Annotated in this window: 14 protein-coding genes; 9 read left to right on the top strand and 5 right to left on the bottom strand. The window is 64.6% G+C overall.

Annotated elements, in window-relative coordinates:
- The first annotated feature begins 290 nt into the window (after window positions 1–290).
- A complete protein-coding gene (gene alaS, locus C2L64_RS05050; RefSeq protein ID WP_090835740.1) occupies window positions 291–2,915 on the top strand; it encodes an alanine--tRNA ligase in 2,625 nt (874 codons plus the stop codon).
- 108 nt (window positions 2,916–3,023) lie between these two features.
- Here alaS and C2L64_RS05055 read toward each other — a convergent pair whose 3' ends face one another.
- Complete coding sequence (locus tag C2L64_RS05055; RefSeq protein WP_090835739.1) at window positions 3,024–3,929, bottom strand: LysR family transcriptional regulator; 906 nt, start codon at window positions 3,927–3,929, stop codon at window positions 3,024–3,026.
- A 133-nt stretch (window positions 3,930–4,062) separates the two neighbouring features.
- Here C2L64_RS05055 and C2L64_RS05060 point away from each other — a divergent pair, with 133 nt between their 5' ends.
- The 8 genes from C2L64_RS05060 to C2L64_RS05095 all read left to right on the top strand — a co-directional run bounded on the left by C2L64_RS05060 (window position 4,063) and on the right by C2L64_RS05095 (window position 12,103).
- A complete protein-coding gene (locus C2L64_RS05060; protein ID WP_090835803.1) occupies window positions 4,063–5,301 on the top strand; it encodes a YbfB/YjiJ family MFS transporter in 1,239 nt (412 codons plus the stop codon).
- A gap of 262 nt (window positions 5,302–5,563) precedes the next feature.
- Window positions 5,564–6,595, top strand: coding sequence for a threonine aldolase family protein (locus C2L64_RS05065; protein ID WP_079499963.1), 1,032 nt, complete (start codon window positions 5,564–5,566; stop codon window positions 6,593–6,595).
- Between the two features lie 184 nt (window positions 6,596–6,779).
- The gene (locus C2L64_RS05070) at window positions 6,780–7,928 is read left to right on the top strand and encodes an iron-containing alcohol dehydrogenase (protein ID WP_090835738.1); all 1,149 of its coding nucleotides are present in this window, start codon (window positions 6,780–6,782) and stop codon (window positions 7,926–7,928) included.
- Window positions 7,929–7,958: 30 nt separating this feature from the next.
- Complete coding sequence (locus C2L64_RS05075) at window positions 7,959–8,423, top strand: acyl-CoA thioesterase (RefSeq protein ID WP_090835737.1); 465 nt, start codon at window positions 7,959–7,961, stop codon at window positions 8,421–8,423.
- Between the two features lie 3 nt (window positions 8,424–8,426).
- On the top strand, window positions 8,427–9,365 hold the full coding sequence (locus tag C2L64_RS05080; RefSeq protein WP_007744045.1) for a branched-chain amino acid ABC transporter permease: 939 nt from the start codon (window positions 8,427–8,429) through the stop codon (window positions 9,363–9,365).
- The gene (locus C2L64_RS05085; protein WP_090835736.1) at window positions 9,358–10,617 is read left to right on the top strand and encodes a branched-chain amino acid ABC transporter permease; all 1,260 of its coding nucleotides are present in this window, start codon (window positions 9,358–9,360) and stop codon (window positions 10,615–10,617) included. Before C2L64_RS05080 ends, C2L64_RS05085 begins: the two co-directional genes overlap by 8 nt.
- On the top strand, window positions 10,614–11,393 hold the full coding sequence (locus C2L64_RS05090) for an ABC transporter ATP-binding protein (RefSeq protein WP_090835735.1): 780 nt from the start codon (window positions 10,614–10,616) through the stop codon (window positions 11,391–11,393). The genes C2L64_RS05085 and C2L64_RS05090 overlap by 4 nt, the downstream gene beginning before the upstream one ends.
- Window positions 11,390–12,103: an ABC transporter ATP-binding protein gene (locus C2L64_RS05095; RefSeq protein WP_090835734.1), complete on the top strand. Its 714-nt coding sequence runs from the start codon at window positions 11,390–11,392 to the stop codon at window positions 12,101–12,103. The genes C2L64_RS05090 and C2L64_RS05095 overlap by 4 nt, the downstream gene beginning before the upstream one ends.
- A gap of 977 nt (window positions 12,104–13,080) precedes the next feature.
- Here C2L64_RS05095 and iolB read toward each other — a convergent pair.
- Genes iolB through C2L64_RS05115 form a run of 4 tightly spaced genes read right to left on the bottom strand, consistent with a single transcriptional unit; the run spans window position 13,081 to window position 18,770 of the window.
- The gene (gene iolB / locus C2L64_RS05100) at window positions 13,081–13,887 is read right to left on the bottom strand and encodes a 5-deoxy-glucuronate isomerase (protein ID WP_090835733.1); all 807 of its coding nucleotides are present in this window, start codon (window positions 13,885–13,887) and stop codon (window positions 13,081–13,083) included.
- Window positions 13,884–14,804: a myo-inosose-2 dehydratase gene (gene iolE / locus C2L64_RS05105; RefSeq protein ID WP_007750008.1), complete on the bottom strand. Its 921-nt coding sequence runs from the start codon at window positions 14,802–14,804 to the stop codon at window positions 13,884–13,886. The genes iolB and iolE overlap by 4 nt, the downstream gene beginning before the upstream one ends.
- A gap of 10 nt (window positions 14,805–14,814) precedes the next feature.
- Window positions 14,815–16,761 (bottom strand): 3D-(3,5/4)-trihydroxycyclohexane-1,2-dione acylhydrolase (decyclizing), encoded by a 1,947-nt coding sequence (gene iolD / locus C2L64_RS05110; RefSeq protein WP_090835732.1) that lies wholly within the window; start codon window positions 16,759–16,761, stop codon window positions 14,815–14,817.
- On the bottom strand, window positions 16,758–18,770 hold the full coding sequence (locus C2L64_RS05115) for a bifunctional 5-dehydro-2-deoxygluconokinase/5-dehydro-2-deoxyphosphogluconate aldolase (protein WP_090835731.1): 2,013 nt from the start codon (window positions 18,768–18,770) through the stop codon (window positions 16,758–16,760). Before C2L64_RS05115 ends, iolD begins: the two co-directional genes overlap by 4 nt.
- Window positions 18,771–18,794 lie beyond the last annotated feature (24 nt).

Consider the following 18,794-nt stretch of genomic DNA (forward strand, 5'->3'; position numbering starts at 1 on the left):
AGGCGCGCGCCGCAGGGCGCTGCCCGATTGAATCGATGTGGTGCATCTTAAGCGATCGGCCGCGCCCGACGTACTCTGCCTGACGGCATAGGAAGAATGACAGGTCGCGCTTTCGGCGTTTTTGAGAGGGGAAACTGGCCGGATGGCCAATGCCGCGCGCAGCCCGCGCCACGGCGCCGCGCGACAGCGCCGATCCCGTATAATCGACCGTTCAGGAAACTATCTATTGCGACGGCCGGTCAGTCTTCCGCAGCCGTCGGCTCAAGCCAGGACCGTCCCCAAAGCACGCTATGAAAGCCGCCGAAATCCGCGAGAAATTCCTCAAGTTCTTCGAATCGAAGGGCCATACGATCGTCCGTTCGTCGAGCCTCGTGCCCGGCAACGACCCGACGCTGCTCTTCACCAATTCGGGCATGGTGCAGTTCAAAGACGTGTTTCTCGGCGCCGAATCGCGTCCGTACTCGCGGGCTACGACGTCGCAGCGCAGCGTGCGCGCGGGCGGCAAGCACAACGACCTGGAAAACGTCGGCTACACCGCGCGTCACCACACGTTCTTCGAAATGCTCGGCAACTTCTCGTTTGGCGACTATTTCAAGCGTGACGCGATCCACTACGCGTGGGAACTGCTGACGGGCGTCTATCAGCTGCCGAAGGAAAAGCTCTGGGTCACCGTCTACCAGGAAGACGACGAAGCCTTCAACATCTGGGAGAAGGAAGTCGGCGTGCCGGCCGAGCGCATCATCCGCATCGGCGACAACAAGGGCGCGCGCTACGCATCGGACAATTTCTGGCAGATGGCCGACGTTGGCCCGTGCGGTCCGTGCTCGGAAATCTTCTACGACCACGGCCCGGACGTGTGGGGCGGCCCGCCGGGATCGCCTGAAGAAGACGGCGACCGTTACATCGAGATCTGGAATCTCGTGTTCATGCAATTCAGCCGCGACGCGCAGGGCAACATGACGCCGCTGCCCAAGCAGTGCGTGGACACGGGCATGGGGCTGGAGCGTATCGCGGCTGTGCTGCAGCACGTGCACAGCAACTACGAGATTGACCTGTTCCAGGCGCTGATCAAGGCAGCCGGGCGTGAAACAGGCGTCGAAGATCTGTCGAACAACTCGCTGAAGGTGATCGCCGATCACATCCGCGCGTGCTCGTTCCTGATCGTCGACGGCGTGATCCCCGGCAACGAAGGCCGCGGCTACGTGCTGCGCCGTATCGTGCGCCGCGCGATCCGTCACGGCTACAAGTTGGGCCGTAAGGGTTCGTTCTTCCACAAGATGGTGACTGATCTCGTCGCGCAAATGGGCGGCGCGTATCCCGAGTTGAAAGACGCCGAGCAGCGCGTCACGGACGTGCTGCGCCAGGAAGAAGAGCGCTTCTTCGAGACCATCGAGCACGGCATGTCGATCCTCGAAAGCGCGCTGGCCGATCTGGAATCGAAGGGCGGCAAGACGCTCGACGGTGAAGTCGCGTTCAAGCTGCACGACACCTATGGCTTCCCGCTCGATCTGACGGCGGACGTGTGCCGCGAGCGCGAAGTGACGGTCGACGAGCCGGCATTCGACGAAGCAATGGCTCGTCAGCGCGAACAGGCTCGCGCAGCCGGCAAGTTCAAGATGGCGCAGGGCCTCGAATACTCGGGCGCCAAGACCACGTTCCACGGCTACGAGGAAATCGTCTTCGACGACGCGAAGGTCACGGCGCTGTATGTCGACGGTGCGTCCGTCAACGAAGTGACGAAGGGCCAGCAGGCTGTCGTCGTGCTGGATCACACGCCGTTCTACGCGGAGTCGGGCGGCCAGGTCGGCGATCAGGGCGTGCTCGCGAACGCGAGCGTGCGCTTCGCCGTCGCCGATACGCTGAAGGTGCAGGCGGACGTCGTGGGCCATCACGGCACGCTGGAGCAGGGCACGCTGAAGGTCGGCGACGTCGTGAAGGCGGAGATCGACGCGATCCGCCGCGCGCGCACGGCCCGCAACCACTCGGCCACGCATTTGATGCACAAGGCGTTGCGCGAAGTGCTGGGCGGCCACGTGCAGCAGAAGGGCTCGCTCGTCGACGCCGACAAGACCCGTTTCGACTTCGCGCACAACGCGCCGATGACGGACGATCAAATCCGCCGCGTCGAAGCCATCGTCAATGCCGAAGTGCTGGCGAACGCGCCGGGCATCGTGCAGGTGATGCCGTATGACGAAGCGGTGAAGGGCGGCGCAATGGCGCTGTTCGGCGAGAAGTACGGCGACGAAGTGCGCGTGCTCGATCTGGGCTTCTCGCGCGAGTTGTGCGGCGGCACGCACGTGCATCGTACGGGCGACATCGGCTTCTTCAAGATCGTGATGGAAGGCGGCGTCGCGGCAGGCATTCGCCGTGTCGAAGCGATCACGGGCGACAACGCGGTGCGTTACGTTCAGGAACTCGATGCGCGCATCAACGCGGCGGCCGCGGCGCTGAAGGCGCAGCCGTCGGAACTGACGCAGCGTATCTCGATGGTTCAGGACCAGGTGAAGTCGCTGGAAAAGGAACTGGGCGCGCTGAAGTCGAAGCTCGCGTCGAGCCAGGGCGATGAACTGGCCGGCCAGGCCATCGAGGTTGCCGGCGTGCAGGTGCTGGCGGCGACACTGGAAGGCGCGGACGTCAAGACGCTGCGCGAAACCGTCGACAAGCTCAAGGACAAGCTCAAGAGCGCGGCGATCGTACTGGCGTCCGTCGAAGGCGGCAAGGTCAGCCTGATCGCGGGCGTCACGGCCGAGGCGAGCAAGAAGGTCAAGGCAGGCGAGCTGGTCAACTTCGTCGCGCAGCAGGTCGGCGGCAAGGGCGGCGGCCGTCCGGACATGGCGCAGGCGGGCGGTACCGAGCCGGCCAATCTGCCGGCTGCGCTGGCTGGCGTGAAGGGCTGGGTCGAAGCGCAGCTCTGAGCCTCCGCGCTACGTAGCATTCGCATCAGCAAAAAGCCGCGAGTCGATGAGACTCACGGCTTTTTGATTTTGTGCTTTCAGGTTAGCCAAACATCTTCTGTCAGGCGCTCAGGCAGCCACCTCGTCCTCCGGCTTCTCCTGCACGTTCCCGCTTGCCACCAGCATCCCGCGCAACGCATTCAATGCCGACGAGAAGTGACCGCGTCGCCAGACTAGTAGCGTCTCGATGCTGCCGAGCTCCGCGAGCGGATGCACGGCAATATCGTCCGATTCGGGCAGCAGCGCCAGCACCGAGCGCGGCGCAAAAGCCACGCCCGCGCCCGCCGCCACGCACGCGACGATCGCGTGATACGAGCCGAGCTCCAGCACCCGTGCGGGCCGGACGCCGTGCTCCATGTACCACTTTTCGACATGCACGCGATACGCGCAACCCACCTCGAACGCGATCAACGTCGAAAGCGAAATATCGCTCGCATGATGGATGGGCGGATGACCGCGCGGCGACACCATCACCAGTTCTTCGCGAAACACGGGCACGACCTCGAACAGATCGCCGATCCAGCCGGGATCGAGCGGCGTCGCGACGATTGCCGCGTCCACCTCGAATTCGCGCACGCGATCAATCAGCTTGCCCGTCGTCCCCGTCTCCAGTTCGAGCGCGACGTCGGGCCACGTCTGGTGATACTGCGCGAGCAGTCCGGGCAAGCGGGTCGCGGCGACGCTCTCCATCGTGCCCAGCCGCAGTCGTCCGCTCGGACGGGCGTCCTTGACCGCGTGGCGCGCTTCGTCGGCGAGCGCGAGCAGCCGTTCGGCATAGGGCAGCAGCGTCTCGCCCGCGGGCGTCAGCACGAGCCGCCGTCCGTCGCGAACGAACAGTTCGGTGCCCAGTTGCTCTTCGAGCTGCTTGATACGCGTGGTCACGTTCGATTGCACGCGATTGAGCTTCGCCGCGGCGCGCGTCACGCCGTTTTCGCGCACGACGGCGCGAAAGATCGTAAGGGCGGCAAGATCCATCAATCTCTCCGTGAGATTAAATCTATCCGTATTATTCATTTTATGAGATTGAAGGGTCAAGCTACGATGGTGTGGAAGAAGCAGACCGCTGTGCCGTCCAATCTCGGGACGGCAGACCACCGCCATGACATCGATGAACGATTTCGCCACCCGCACCCTCCAGACAAACCACGCTTCACCCAATGCCGCACGTCGCGCCGCGCTCGCCTGCATGGCGGCGCTTGCCGTCGCGCTTGGCGTCGGCCGCTTTGCCTTTACGCCGCTGTTGCCGCTGATGCTCCACGGCGGCGCGCTCGATATCAGACATGGCGGCTGGCTCGCGTCGCTCAATTACGCGGGTTATTTCCTTGGCGCGATTGCCTGCGTGGCGCTGCGTATGGACGCGGCACGCGTGGTGAAGACGGGCCTCGCCTCGACTGTGCTGCTCGTGCTCGCGATGGGCGTCACGCATCAGTTTTGGGTTTGGGCCGTGGTGCGTTTCATCGCGGGGGCGATTAGCGCGTGGACCTTCGTGTTCGCCTCGCAATGGGGCTTGCGGCGGCTCGCCGAACTGGGCGCGAACGAGTGGGGCGGTGTGATCTACACCGGTCCGGGCCTCGGCATCGCGGCGACGGGCCTGCTGGTCAGTGCGGCGGGCGGATATGGAGCGTCGGCGGGCTGGATCGGGTTTGGGCTCGTCTCGGCCGTGCTGACGGTGCTCGTGTGGCGCACGTTCGAGCCGGCATCCAAGGCAAAGGCGAGCGCAACGGCAGCGGCGGGCAAAAACGCGTCGACGCAGACTGACGCGCATCGGCATCGCGTGCATCCGCATCGCGCGGATGCCTTCTGGCTGATCGTTCTCTACGGCGTGCCCGGTTTCGGCTACATCATCACCGCGACGTTTTTGCCCGTGATCGCCCGCGCTGCGCTGCCCGTGGATTCGCCGTGGCCTGATCTGTTCTGGCCGATGTTCGGCGGCGCGTTGGTCGTTGGCGCGCTGGTGGGCGCGCGTCTGCCGTCGCACTGGGACAACCGCACGCTGCTGGCCGGCTGCTACGTGCTGCAGGCGCTTGGCATCCTCGCGGGCATCGTGTCGCCGACGGCAGGCGGCTTCGCGCTTGGCAGCGCGCTGATTGGCTTGCCGTTCACGGCTATCACCCTGTTCGCGATGCGCGAGGCGCGCCGGCTGCACGGCGACAACGCGGCCGGACTCATGGGCTACGCGACGGCGGCCTACGGCCTTGGGCAGATCGTGGGTCCGCTCGTCGCCGCGCCGATCGCCGCGCACACCGGTTCGTTCACGCTGGCGTTGTGGCTGGCGGCGCTCGCGCTGCTCGCCGGCGCCGTGGGTCTCGTCGTGGTGACGGTGCTGCGCCCGTCGTTTCGCGCCTGAGCAAAAGCCCGGCACGCCACCCAGACGCCGCCGGATGGCGCGGACGAACAACGCCCGCGAGCACCACGACGACCGAACAACCGCGGGCACCTCTCACGCCCACTGGCTGTGCAGCGGACTCTCGCACGCACGGCCTCCAATCCTCACCAGGCGCCCGTTCGCGCCCGATCAAACCCGCCAGAAACAAATTCAGCACCCGCCGCACTAAAATGTCCGCTTTCCAGTCATCATTGCGCGCTCATCGCCGGGTGCGCCGCCTGCCATGCAACATTTTGCGTCGGACAACTACGCCGGCATCTGCCCCGAGGCGCTCGAAGCGCTGATCGCCGCCAACAACAGCGGCCACGAACCGGCCTACGGCGACGACTCGTGGACGCAGCAAGTCTGCGACCGCCTGCGCAACCTGTTCCAGACCGACTGCGAAGTGTTCTTCGTCTTCAACGGCACGGCGGCGAACTCGCTGGCGCTGGCGTCGCTGTGCCAGTCCTACCATTCGGTGATCTGCCACGAACTCGCGCACATCGAAACGGACGAATGCGGCGGCCCCGAGTTCTTCTCGAACGGTTCGAAGCTGCTGACGGCGCCGGGCGTCGCCGGCAAGCTCACGCCCGATGCAATCGAAGCCGTCGTCACGCGTCGCGCCGACATCCACTATCCGAAGCCCAAGGTCGTGACGCTCACGCAATCGACGGAAGTGGGCACCGTGTACAGCGTCGAGGAAATCCGCGCGATTGCAGCGATCGCGAAGCGCCGTCATCTGAAGGTGCACATGGACGGCGCGCGCTTTGCAAACGCCGTCGCAGCGCTCGACGTGCATCCGTCGGAAATCACGTGGCGCGCGGGCGTCGACGTGCTGTGCTTCGGCGGCACGAAGAACGGCTTGCCCGTCGGCGAGGCGGTCGTGTTCTTCGATCGCTCGCTCGCTGACGACTTCGCGTATCGGCTGAAGCAGGCGGGACAGCTTGCGTCGAAGATGCGTTTCATCTCCGCGCCCTGGCTCGGCCTGCTCGACAATGACGTCTGGCTGCGCAATGCGCGCCACGCAAATGCCATGGCGCAACTGATGGAGTCGCGCCTCGCGGAAATTCCGGGCGTGAGCATCATGTTCCCGACGGAATCGAACGCGGTGTTCGCGCAATTGCCGCCGCATGTCGCGAAGGCGATGCGCACGCGTGGCTGGAAGTTCTACGAGTTCATCGGCGCGGGCGGCTGCCGGTTGATGTGCGCGTGGGATACGCAGCCCGAAACGGTCGAGCGCTTCGTCGCCGAGGTTCGTGAGCTGTGCGCCGCGTGAGTCACGCGCCTGGCGACTGGATGCGCCGATGCGGCTTGCCGGTCGAGTTCATCGAGAGACCGGGTCAATAACGGAACATTAAAACGGCAACGCGCAACCGTTGCCGTGATGGTCGCAGTCAGCCGCTCTCGCCGTTTCGACGGTGCGAGCACGGAATCCTCGATAACAACGGAGACGCATCGCCATGGCCTACATCTACTATCTGACGCACATTCATCTCGGCTACGACGCGCTCGCGCAGTTGCCTGCGGAGTGCGAGCGCTCGGGCATCCGGCGGCCGCTCGTGGTGACGGACAAGGGCGTGATGGCGGCGGGCGTCGCGCAGCAGGCGATCGACGCGTTGAAGCTGCCCGGCGTGCCCATCTTCGACGACACGCCATCGAACCCCACGGAAGCGATGGTGATGGCGGCCGCGCAGCGCTATCGGGAAGAGGGCTGCGACGGGCTCGTGGCGATAGGCGGCGGCTCGTCGATCGATCTGGCCAAGGGCGTCGCGATCATGGCGACGCATGCGGGCACGATGACGGATTACGCGACGATCGAAGGCGGCAGCGCCAAAATCACCGACAAGGCCGCGCCGCTGATCGCGATTCCGACCACGGCGGGCACGGGCAGCGAAGTGGCGCGCGGCGCGATCGTGATTCTGAACGACGGCCGCAAGCTCGGCTTTCATTCGTGGCATCTGCTGCCGAAGGCGGCTATCTGCGATCCGGGCCTCACGCTCGGCCTGCCGCCCGCGCTGACGGCCGCGACGGGCATGGACGCGATCGCGCACTGCATCGAAACGTTTCTCGCGCCGTCGTTCAATCCGCCCGCCGACGGCATCGCGCTCGACGGCCTGGAGCGCGCCTGGGCGAACATCGAACTCGCAACGCGCGACGGCCAGAACCGCGACGCGCGCCTGCACATGATGAGCGCGTCGATGCAGGGCGCCATGGCGTTCCAGAAAGGACTCGGCTGTGTGCATTCGCTGTCGCATCCGCTCGGCGGCGTGTCGGTAAACGGTCGCACGTCGCTGCATCACGGCACGCTGAACGCCGTCGTGCTGCCCGCCGTGCTGCGCTTCAACGAAAGCGCGCCGTCTGTCGTCGAGAATCGCCGTTACGCGCGCATGCGTCGCGTGATGAATCTGCCGGACCATGCCGATCTTGCGGCAGCGTTGCACGACATGACCGCGCGCCTCGGACTGCCGACGGGCCTGAAGCAAATGGGCGTCGACGAAAGTGCGTTCGACAAGGTCATCAAGGGCGCGCTCGCCGATCATTGCCACAAGACGAATCCGCGCGAAGCGACGGCCGACGATTATCGGCGGATGCTGATCGAGTCGATGTAAGCGCCGTTCTTCCATTCAACCGCACACGACATGAACAAGCCCGCTCCCGCGCCGCGCACGGCTTACCCGCACTTCCTGTCTATCGCCACGCGCTGGATGGATAACGACGTGTACGGGCACGTGAACAACGTCGTCTATTACAGCTACTTCGATACCGTCGTGAACGAGTATCTGATCCGCAGCGGCGTGCTCGATATCGAGCACGGCACGACGATCGGCCTCGTCGTCGAGACGCAGTGCAACTACTTCGCGCCGATCGTGTTTCCGGATCGCATCGATGCAGGCTTGCGTGTCGTGCGGCTCGGCACGTCGAGCGTGCGTTACGAAGTAGGGCTTTTCAGGGAAGGCGACGCCGAGCCCGCCGCGCAAGGGCATTTCGTGCACGTGTACGTGGATCGCGAAACGCGGCGTCCTGTTACATTGCCCGACAGGCTGCGCGCGGCGCTCGAACCGCTGCTCGTCGTGGAAGGCGTGCAAGACGCGCAAGCGGGCTGACGCGTGCAGTCGTTCGTCATCGATGCGCTGAATGGCGTGAGCTACGGCTTGCTGCTGTTCATGCTGTCGGCGGGATTGACGCTGATTTTCAGCATGCTCGGCGTGCTGAACTTCGCGCACGCGAGCTTCTACATGCTCGGTGCGTATGTCGGCTTTTCCGTCGCGGCGCGCATGGGCTTCTGGTGGGCGCTCATCGTCGCGCCGTTCGTCGTCGGGCTGATGGGCGCGGCGCTCGAACGATGGCTGCTGCGGCGTGTGCGGCCGCACGGACATCTGGCGGAGTTGCTGCTGACGTTCGGCGCGGCGTATCTGATCGGCGAGGGCGTCAAGCTCGTCTGGGGCTTGCAGGCGCTGAGCGCCGCCGTGCCGAAAGCACTCGATGGTCCGCTGCTCGATGTGTACGGCGTCGCGTTCTCGCGCTATCGCGCGTTCATGATGGCCGTCGCTATTGCGATGCTCGTTGTGTTGCACGCGGTGCTGCGTGTGTCGAAAGCGGGGCTGATCGTGCGCGCGGCGCTCACGCATCCGCAAGCCGTCGAAGCGCTCGGTCACGACGTGCCGCGCGTCTTCACCGGCGTGTTCGCGGCGGGCACGGCGCTCGCCGCGCTGGCGGGCGTGATCGGCGCGCCGCTGTTCGTGCTCGAACCGGCGATGGCCGAATCGGTGGGATCGATCGTGTTCGTCGTGGTTGTGATCGGCGGGCTCGGGTCGCTCGGCGGCGCGCTGGTGGCGTCGCTCGTGATCGGCTGCGTGCAGACGTTCGCGGTCGCAACCGATATTCCGCTCGGCGAGCTGTTCGGCGACTTCGACAACGCATTGCCCGCTGCGTGGAGCGCGTTGACGCTCGCGCAACTCGCGCCGCTCGTGCCGTATCTGCTGCTCGTCGCCATGCTCGCCGTGCGCTCGCGCGGCTTCTTCGGACAACGCGACGACGATGCGTGACGTGAACCAGTCGCACGACGCGCAGCCCGCTTCGCCGCGTAGGCCAACATGGCGCGCGGCGCTGCCGTGGGCCGCGCTCGCGGCGCTGCTCATCCTGCCGCCGTGCATATCGACGCAAAGCTGGCTCGTCGCCTGGCTCGCGCAGACCGCCGCGATGATCGTGTTCGCGCTGTCGTACAACCTGCTGCTCGGCGGCGCGGGGCTGCTGTCGTTCGGGCATGCGGCTTCGTCGGGCATCGGCGCGCTGATCGCCGCGCAGCTGTTCAATCGCGTCGGCGTGCCGTTGCCGCTGCTGCCGTTGATGGGCGGCATCGGTGGTGCGCTGTTCGGTGCGCTGTATGGCCTCGTTGCGACGCGTCGCGCGGGCACCGCGTTCGCGATGATCACGCTCGGCATCGGCGAACTCGTCGCGGCGGCGGCCTGGACCTTGCCCGACTGGTTCGGCGGCGAAGCGGGTGTCGCGATCGACCGCACGGCGGGTATCGCGGTGCCGGGCCTGACGTTCGGGCCTGCGCGCGAAGCCTACGCGCTGATCGCGTTGTGGTGCGCGCTCGCTGTGATCGCGATGTACCTGCTGTCGCGCACGCCGTTCATGCGGCTCGCGAATGCCGTGCGTGACAACCCGGTTCGCGCGGCGGCTATCGGTTGCTTTCCGCGCCGCGTGCGTTATGAGGTCGTCGTGTGGTCGTCGTTTTTTGCGGGCATTGCGGGGACGCTCGGGTTGATCAATGTCGAACTGATATCGACGGAAAGCGTCGGCATGCTGCGCTCGGGCTCGGTGCTGATCGCGACGGTGATCGGCGGAAGCGGGGCGTTTTTTGGGCCGGTGGCGGGTGCCGTCGTGCTGACGTTTTTCAGCGTCGTCGTGGCGGGCGCGACGCGCGCGTGGCTCCTGTATCTCGGGCTGTTCTTCGTGGTCGTGGTGGTGTGCGCGCCCGATGGCATCGCGGGATGGATGCGGCGTCAAACCGCACGCATTGCACGCGATGGCTGGCGCGTCTGCCTGCCGTGGTTTGCTTGCCGGATGGCGAGCGCTTGCGCGTGTTCGCTTGCCGTCGTGCTGTTCGTGCAATGGGCGTACGCGCAACGCTTCGGCACGGAAGAGCGCAGGAGTCTCGTCACGACGATCGCTCCTTTGTGGCTCACGGTGGCCGTGCTGTGCCTCGCCGCGATCGGCTGGCTGACGATGCGCGTGGCGGCGCGCATGGACGGAAAGCTCAACGACGAAACGCGCGCGGAGGTCAGCGAATGATTCCCGCCATCGCCGTGCGACGTCTCGACAAGCGCTTTGGCGCAACGCGCATCCTGCGCGGCGTCGATCTCATGGTCGAGCCGCACGAACGTCACGCGCTGATCGGTCCGAACGGTGCGGGCAAATCGACGCTCTTCAATCTGATCGCGGGCGCGGCGCGGCCGAGCGCGGGCCGCATCGAACTGTATGGCGCGGACATCACGCGTCTTGCGCCTGCGGCGATTTGCCGTCGCGGACTCGCGCGCAGTTTTCAGACGACGAGTTTCTTCGCGAAGCTCAGCGTATTCGACAACCTGCGTTGCGCAGCGCAGATCGCGAATCGCGACCGCATGCGCTGGTGGCAGCGCTTCACCGCGACGCGCGAGGGCGACGAGCACGCCGAGCAAGTGTTGGACGCCGTCGGTCTGGGCGAACGTCGCGACGTGATCGCGGGCACGCTGAGTTACGCCGACCAACGCGCGCTCGATCTAGGACTGGCGCTGGCGAGCGGCGCGCATACGCTGCTGCTCGACGAGCCGACGGCGGGCATGAACCGCGCCGAGGCGGCGCGCGCCGTCGAACTGATCCGCGCAGCGACGGCGGGCCGCACGCTGCTGATGGTCGAGCACGACATGGACGTCGTGTTTGGTCTCGCGGATCGCATCAGCGTGCTCGTGCAAGGCGAGGTGATCGCGACGGGCACGCCGGACGCGATTCGCGCCGATCCCGCCGTGCGCGCGGCGTACCTGGGCGATATCGACGATCGCGGCGACGCCGCACAGGGAGCCGCGCGATGAACCCATTGCTCGAAATTCGCGATCTGCGCGCGTGGTACGGCGCAAGCCAGGCGCTGCATGGCGTGGACCTGCATATCGAAGCGGGCGAAGCCGTCGCGCTCGCGGGCCGCAACGGCTCGGGCCGCTCGACGCTGGCGAAGGCGATCATGGGTTTCGTACGCACGCAAGGCGTGATCCGTTTCGCCGGACAGCCGCTGGAAGGCCGGCGCGCGTTCGAGATTGCACGGTTCGGCATTGGCTATGTGCCCGAACAGCGCGATGTATTTCCGACACTGACGGTGCAGGAAAACCTGCAACTGGGCCTCAAGCCGCGCAACGGCAGACGCGCTGCGCGCTTCACACTCGACGACGCGCGTACGCTCTTTCCCGTGCTGCGCGAACGTGCGCGAACGAAGGCGGGCGCGTTGTCGGGCGGCGAGCAGCAGATGCTTTCGGTGGCGCGCGCGTTGCTCGGCGACCCTGATCTCATCGTGATCGACGAGCCGACTGAAGGACTCGCGGGTCAGGTCGTCGTGCAGCTTGCAGCGGCATTGAAACTGCTGCGCGAGCGCGGCGTCGCGATGCTGCTGATCGAACAGCGGCTCGTGATCGCAGACCGGATTACTAGCCGTATCGCCGTGATGGGACATGGCGAGATCGTGTTCGACGGATCGCTGGAATCGTTCCGGGCGCGGCCCGACGTGGCGCGCGAATGGCTTGGAGTGGGGTGATTTCGCATCGCATCACTTTTGTTCTCTGTTTGACTTGCACGGCCGTCATTGCGCAAAGCGCCTTGCGGCGGGCGTTTGCTGCTGACTGTTCGAAACGGTTCAAACGCGCTCGCGGTTGGTGAGCGTCCTCCAGAAATCTTGTCGGCAGCGCGTGGACAAAGACACTCAGATTTGCTTTGGTTTTCGCTGGCATCCGCGATGTGGTTGGGTTTTTTGCTTTTGCGCTGGCAACCGGGGTTGAGCGTTCGCGGCGCGGGTGGTTTGGTTTGCTTGTGTTTTCGCTGGCATCCGCGCTATGCCTTCGTGCTTCAAGCGTTGCCCCTGTGCGGGGCGGCACCTACTTTTCTTTGCCGCCGCAAAGAAAAGTAGGCAAAAGAAAGCGGCTAACACCGCCAGTTCTTGTATTTGCCTGAGGGCCCCCAACCGGTCCCACACTTCAAACGGCAACCACGTGACTCATGTTAGTTGCCAACGCTCTTGCGATGCGCCTCACCTGCTTCGCGCGCCCGCGTCGCCGCATGCCGTGCCAGATATTCCACCGCCGCCCAGGTGGCAAACTGTGTGTAGGCCGTAGCACCGCACACGCCTCACTCCAGACCGATAGCTCACGCGTTCCACCGTGTAAGAGCGCCAAGCTATACGTCGCGACAACCTACACACAGTTTGCCACCTGGGCGGCAGAAACCATTCGCTGCCGCTAGCTTGTACGCGGGTATTTGAAGTGGGTGAGGCGTTCATTCGAAGCGTTGGCAACGAGCGCCAACAGAGACGTTGCCGTGTGAAGCGTGGGACCGGTTGGGGGCCCTCAGGCAAGAAGAAATGCTGGCGGTGTGAGCCGCTTTCTTTTGCCTACTTTTCTTTGCGGCGGCAAAGAAAAGTAGGTGCCGCCCCGCACAGGGGCGACGCGTGAAGCACGAAGACATAGCGCGGATGCCAGCGAAAAGGCCAAAACACCGAACAGCGTCGCAGACCAAAACCTAACCCTTAGCATCCCGCTCAATAATCCACTCATGCCGCGGATCATTCTTGAAATGCCAGGTACGGGTAGGCCCAGCCATGACATTAAGATAATAAGAGTCATAGCCATAAGGCACAACGACAGGATGATACCCACGCGGCACCATCACGACATCGTGATCCTCAACCGCGAGAGACTCATCGATATCCCGCTCATCGGTATACACGCGTTGAAAAGCAAACCCTTGCGGCGGACTAAGCCGATGGTAATAAGTCTCTTCAAGAAAGCTTTCCGCAGGAATATTATTAGTATCGTGCTTATGCGGCGGATAGCTGGACGAATGTCCACTCGGCGTCCGCACCTCAACCACAAGCAGCGACTCAGCAGTCTCAGTCTGCGGAAGAATATCGCACACATACCGCGTATTCGCGCCCTTACCCCGCACGGACCGCTTCATCTGCGAAGACTCGATCAACCGCGCAGGATATTCGCCCTTGGCAGGCGCACTGGCCACACCCACCTCCGCCCGCCGGTTAGCACGAACAATAGCCCGCACACCAGGCGGCAAATAAACCGCAACAGGCGCGCTGTCCTCAAACACGCTGTCCCGCGAACCAAGTCCCGTCCACGTCTGCGCATCCGTTTCGATATCGACGGCACCCGCCATCACGACAATACACACCTCACGCGACGCTTCCAGCACATGCACGATCTCGTCCGGTTCCATCCGGTAAGCGGCGAAACCAACATACTTCCAGCCCGCCGTTTCAGGCGTCACGCGCGCGATCGTCTGGCCCTCGCGCTGTGCCTTGACAAGCAAACTCATGCTGCCTCCTGTGCGACATCGAGCGGCGCATCGACGAGCGTGCGCAGCGTGCGATAACCCTTCTGCGCATAAGCATACGACGGCGCGACAGCCGGGTCCTGCTCCGCCTCGACGACAAGCCAGCCGCGATAACCGTGACGCTTCAACGTATCGATGATCGCGGAAAAATCGACGGCGCCGTCGCCCGGCACCGTGAACGCGCCCGCAATCACCGCATCGAGAAAGCTCCAGTTGCGATTGCGTGCGAGCTTCATCACGGCAGGGCGCACGTCCTTGCAATGCACGTGACACACACGGCCGACATGCCGGTTGAGCACCGCAAGCGCGTCGCCGCCCGCAAACGTAATGTGTCCCGCATCGAACAGCAGGCCGACGTCGTCGGTAGTCAACGCCATCAGACGATCGACGTCGGCGGCAGTTTCGACATACGCGCCCATGTGATGGTGATACGCAACGCGCACGCCCTTGCTCAACGTATAGCGTGCGAATTCATTCAGGCGCTTTGCGTACGTGTTCCATTGCTCATCGGTGAAAAAGCGCGGCCGTTGATACAACGGCAACGGCGAGCCCTGGATCGTGTTGTGCACCTCGCCGTAGACCATCACCGTCGCGCCGTTCTTCGCGAGCAACTCCAGATGAGAATCGGCGGCCTTGCACTCGTCCTCGATGCTGCGGCTGAAATCCGCGAGCCGCCCCGAATACCATCCGGACACGAGCGACAAATCATACTGTTTGAACAACGCCTTCAACGCCTCAGGCTCGCGTGGAAACTTGTTCCCAAGCTCGAACCCCTGATAGCCGATTTCGCGTCCTTCCGTGAGCGCGACGTCGAGCGGCGTCTCGCCGCCGAGCGACGGCAGATCGTCGTTCATCCACGACAGCGGATTGATGCCGATACGTACTTCGAACTGGCTCATGTGCGCTTCCTCACTCATTGTCTTTGCCACGCGCGCTGATATGCGCTTCGTAATCGGCGCGTGCCTTGCGGACGCCTTCGCGCTGCGACACTTCCGGCACGGCGACTTCCCACCACCAGCCGCCTTCGTCCGTGGTGCGCGCGGCGTCGGTGTCGATGGAAATCACGTACGTGCGGTCCGCGGCGCGAGCGCGCTGCATCGCCGCTTCGAGTTCCTGCACGTTCGCAACGTGCTCCGCTTGCGCACCCATCGCGCGCGCGTGCGCGGCGAAGTCGATGTTCGGTGCGCCAGGCGCGCCTTGCACGCAGTCGTCGAACATGTTGTTGAACGGCGCGCCGCCGCAGGCCTGCTGCAAGCGGTTGATGCAGCCATAGCCGCGATTGTCGAGCACGACGACGATCAGCTTCGCGCCCAGCATCACAGATGTAGCGATCTCGCTGTTCATCATCAGATAGCTGCCGTCGCCGACCATCACGATCACTTCGCGCTCGGGACACGCGAGCTTTGCGCCAAGACCCCCAGCGATCTCGTAGCCCATGCACGAATAGCCGTATTCGACGTGGTACGCGCCCGGACGTCCGGCGCGCCACAGCTTGTGCAGTTCGGCGGGCAGCGTGCCCGCTGCGCAGACGACGATGTCGTCCGTCGTCGAGTGTTCGCTCGAGCGCTGCACCGCGCCGATCACGTCGGCGTCGTAGGGGAGGACGCTTTTGCCTTCCACACCTTGTGGCGCATGCGTGAGCTTCTGCACGATGTCGCGCCATTCGTTCGCACGCTGCTTCGCGTGTGATGTCCATGCCGCATCCGCTTGCCAGCTTTCCAGTCGCGACGACAAAGCTTCGAGCGCAAGCCGCGAATCGGCCTGCACGATACAGCCGCGATGCTTGATGGCGTCGAATGCATTCGCGTTGATGCCGATCACCTTCGCGTGCGTGAAGAGCGTGTTCGAGCCCGTCGTGAAGTCCTGCAGACGCGTGCCGACAGCGAGCACGCAATCGGCGTCGTGCGCGATCTCGTTTGCGCCGGGCGATCCCGTTACGCCGAGCGAGCCGAGATTCAACGGGTCGTCCCACGCGAGCGCGCTCTTGCCCGCCTGCGTTTCCGCAACAGGAATGCCGTAGCGCGTTGCGAACGCTTTCAATGCATCCGTTGCGTGGCCATAGAGCACGCCGCCGCCGGCGACGATCATCGGTTGCTTCGCGTTGCGCAGAATCGCTAGCGCTTCATCGAGTTCATGCTCAATGGGCGCGGGCGCATGCAACTTCACCACACGCGGCGCGAAGAAATCGGCGGGGTAGTCGTACGCGGTGGCCTGTACGTCTTGCGGCATCGCCAGCGTAACGGGTCCGCACAGCGCGGCATCCGTCAGCACGCGAATCGCGCGCGGCAAGGCGTTGAGCAACTGCGCGGGATGCACGATGCGATCGAAGTAGCGCGACACGGGCTTGAACGCATCATTGGCGGAAATGCCGCCGTCGTGGAAGTCTTCGACCTGCTGCAACACCGGGTCCGGCGCGCGCGACACGAAAACGTCGCCGGGCAGCAGCAACACGGGCAAGCGGTTCACATGCGCAAGCGCCGCCGCCGTGACGAGGTTCGTCGCGCCCGGACCGATCGAGGTCGTGACGGCCATCATCCGCCGTCGGAAGTGCGCTTTCGCGAAGGCGATCGCGCTGTGCGCCATCGCCTGTTCGTTGTGCGCGCGATAAGTCGGCAGTTCATGTCGATACTGATAGAGCGCCTCGCCGAGGCCCGCGACGTTGCCATGCCCGAAGATCGCGAACACGCCGCCGAACAGCGGCTCGGTGCCCGTGCCGTCTTCCGTCTCGACGCGTTGCGCGGCGAGATAGCGGACCACAGCCTGCGCGGCCGTCAGACGGATCGTGCCGTCAGCCGATACCTGCGCGGCCGTTTCAGGCGAGGTCGTCACATCGTGATGCAACGCACGTTGATTCATGCTGCCTGCTCCTGACGGATGGTATGCGAACCCGCCGCATGCGCTGTGCCACGGCTTTCGCGCCACGAGCGGATCAGCGTTTCGAACGTGCGGCGCACGCGGGCGATCACTTCGTCGTCGTCGATCTGTCCTGCGAGCCATGCCTGGCTCGCCTCGTAATGAATCGTGCGGCCAACCGTGAAGCCCTTGCAGGTCTTCGATTGCGCGGCCGCGCGGAAGCCTTCGATCATCTGCTCGACAGGCGCCGACAAGCCGAGCAGCACGACGCCGCGGCAGTACGGATCGCGTTCCTCGATCAGCGCATCGACGGCTTGCCACTGCGACGCATCCATCGGTTCGAGCTTCCACCACTCCGGATAGATGCCGATGTTGTAGATGCGCTTCAACGCGCGATGCACAATGTCCGGTCCGCCGGGCAAGCTCTTCGGCGGAATCACCTCGAGCAGCAGTTCGTGGCCCGACTCCTGCACGGCATCGTAGAGCGCGCGCAACTGCGCTTCCTGTTCGATGCGCTGTTCGATCGGCTCGTCGGGATGAAACTGCACGAGGCACTTCACCACATGCTCGCGCGGCCAGCTGGCGAGCGTCGTGCCGATCGAGCGTCCGTGATCGAAGACGAGCGGCACGGAACCCGGCAATTCGACGGGTCGGCCGATCCACCAGTTGCGGCCCGTCGCTGCGTTGAGCGCGTCCTGGCCGTAGCGATCGTCGATCAGCACCGCCGTCTTGCCTTGCAGGCCGAGTGCCTGTTCCGTTTGCGCGACGGCTTCGACGAACAAACTCTTCAGCTTCGAAATGCGCGACAGGTCCGCGCCTGTCTGCTGCGCGAGTTCGAAGAACTGGTTGCGGTGATCGAAGGCGAAGCCGAGCACTTCGTCATAGGTCTTGCGCGCGGGCGTCACGCGATGCAGACGCGCAAGCGTCGCGTCACGATCGGGTCGGCGCATGCGTGCCGGGTCGGCTTTCGCTTCGCTCAGGAAGTAGTCCAATTCGGCGGGTGTCGGCATGGCGGGCGCGCAGCCGTGGCGCGATACGACCAGCGCACCGCTCGCATTCGCGGCGCGTGCGCAGGCGTCGAGCGGCTCATCGCGCAGCCAGCCCGACAGGAAGCCGGAAGCGAACGCATCGCCCGCGCCAAGCACGTTCAGCACTTCGACTTCGACGCCGCCTTGAATTGGCGCATCGTCGATCGAAGCGGGCACGTCGCCGTCGATGATCTGGCAGCCGAGCGGCCCGCGCTTCACGACGAGCGTCGCGGGCGTCACCTTGCGTACTTCCCTGAGGCATTCGATCAGAGAGTCCTTGCCGCCCGCGATCCGGAACTCTTCTTCGGTGCCGATCACGAGATCGAAGAGGGGCAGGATGCCTTGAATGTGCGCGCTGACGCTTTCGTTCGCAACGAAGCGCGTTTCGCCATCGGCCTTGCCTGTGAGTCCCCACAGTACGGGGCGATAGTCGATGTCGAGCACCGTGCGCACGTCGTTGTTGCGCGCGTATTCGAGCGCGCGGCGGCTGGTGCGGTTCACCTGTTCCGTCGAGAAGTGCGTGCCCGTAATCAGCAGCGCTTTCGACGACGCAATGTAGGCCTCGTCGAAATCCGCTTCGTCGACGGCCATGTCCGCGCAGTTCTCGCGATAGAAAATCAGCGGGAACGTGTCGCGGTCTTTCAGGCCGAGCAATACGAGTGCGGTGAGCCGTTCCTGATCGACACGTACGTGGCTGACGTCGCAGCCTTCCTTCGTTAGCGTCTCAGTGAGGAAGCGGCCCATGTGGTCGTTGCCGACGCGTGCGAGCATCGATGCGTTCAGGCCGAGCCGCGCGCAGCCGAATGCGATGTTCGCCGACGAGCCGCCCAGATACTTCGCGAAGCTCGCGACGTCTTCGAGGCGGGAGCCGACTTGCTGCGCGTACAGATCGACGGCAAGCCGGCCTAGACAGATGATGTCGCGGCTGCGGCCCGCCGCGAAGCGGCTCGCGTTCTGAGTCGTGGGCTTACTGGTAAGAGCCATGAGTGTGTCCTGAGTGTGCTGGCA

Origin of the sequence: Paraburkholderia hospita (genome assembly GCF_002902965.1) — a bacterium.
Lineage (GTDB): Bacteria > Pseudomonadota > Gammaproteobacteria > Burkholderiales > Burkholderiaceae > Paraburkholderia > Paraburkholderia hospita.